The sequence below is a fragment of the Halorussus marinus genome (assembly GCF_004521895.1).
GTDB classification, from domain to species: Archaea; Halobacteriota; Halobacteria; order Halobacteriales; family Haladaptataceae; genus Halorussus; species Halorussus marinus.
Map to the genome: position 1 here is coordinate 1 of NZ_SBIR01000024.1, position 1,005 is coordinate 1,005.

Here is a 1,005-nt window from a genome sequence, read left to right on the forward strand (position 1 = left end):
GACGACGCCCAGGTTGATCAGCTCTCGAAACATCGCGCCGAACGCCGGCTGAGCAGAAGACATACTCCCAGATTATGGCTGGCTCAGTGTAACTATAGGGTCTTTCCGTAGCTCTACACAAGAGCGAACTCAAGCCGTCACACCCGTTCGCTGACCGTGCTGATCCGAGACTGGATATCGCTGACAACCTCACCAACTGACTGCCGACTCCCAAGCCGCAGCACGACCTCTTGGGGCGTCTGCTGGATCTCCTGAATCTCCATCCGCTCGCCGCGCGTCGGCAGCCCCTCGAGCGCGAGATCGTCGACCAACGACTGGCCAGCGTCCGCCGTCGGCACTGTCACCTCCGCCTCCCAGAGCGGATCCTTGATGTTCCGAATCAGGTAGAGCGCCGCCTGCTCACAGCCACGGTTCGACGTGATCGACGAGATCGTCTGCACCATCTCGTCCGGATCATCACCGGCGCCCTCCGCAGTGTATGATCCACGGGTCTTGAATTCGTAGTCGATCTCGTAGACCGAGCCGTCGGCCATCGCGCCACCCGGCCGCACTCGGATGCGGCCCTCCTGGCGGTCGAGGTCGAAGTCGCGGTTGAGCTCGAACGTCTCACCGCTCGATGGGTCGCGCACGGTCTCCGTCGCCGACACTAAGGAGGACTGGTTGAGGTCCACCCACGAGCCTTCGACGGCAGTGAAGCGCTCGCCGCGAACGGGCTGGTTCGCGCCCTTGATGATCGCGCGGTCGTACCGGCGCTCGGTCGTCTTCTCCACCTGATAGTCAGCGATATCGTCGTCGACGTCCGCGGTCCGCTGTCCCGGTTTTGTCCACTCGATACTCCACTCGTTGCCCGATTCGCGGCGGAGCTCCCAGATGAAGTCACCGTAGTCCGCAATCTGATTCAGGACGTCGACAAGCGAACCGTCGTACGTCTGCTGGGTGAGTACCGGCGTGTCCTCGAGGTCTGCTCGGAGTTCAAACGAGTCCAGCGTCTGGCCGTCAACACCT

Annotated in this window: 1 pseudogene; it reads right to left on the reverse strand. The window is 62.3% G+C overall.

Going from position 1 to position 1,005, the window contains the following annotated elements:
* Positions 1–137 precede the first annotated feature (137 nt).
* Positions 138–1,005, reverse strand: a pseudogene (locus EPL04_RS18960) (hypothetical protein); the annotation flags it as partial.